This is a genomic window from Sedimentibacter sp. B4, assembly GCF_000309315.1.
Taxonomy (GTDB): Bacteria; Bacillota; Clostridia; order Tissierellales; family Sedimentibacteraceae; genus Sedimentibacter; species Sedimentibacter saalensis.
Genome location: NZ_CANG01000890.1, coordinates 1 through 203, shown reverse-complemented (window position 1 = coordinate 203; position 203 = coordinate 1). Strand labels below are relative to the sequence as shown.

Sequence of the window (203 nt, the reverse complement as noted above, 5' to 3'; positions counted from 1 at the left end):
AGCGAAGCCGGTACGAGCCGCCGAGGACGTAGATCTCGCGGACGCCGCGCGAGTAGAGCTCCTGCGGCAGCGCGAGGTTGTTCGTGACCACGGTGATGCCGCGCTTCGGGGCCAGGTACTTGGCGAGAGCCAGGGTGGTGGTGCCGCCGTAGATGATCATGCTCTGACCCTCGTCGATCAGGGACGCAGCGACGCGGGCGATC

General features: G+C 67.5%; 1 pseudogene. It reads right to left on the bottom strand.

Annotated elements, in window-relative coordinates:
- Positions 1-202 (bottom strand): annotated as a pseudogene (locus BN358_RS29400) (transcriptional regulator); the annotation flags it as partial.
- Between the last annotated feature and the right edge of the window lies 1 nt (position 203).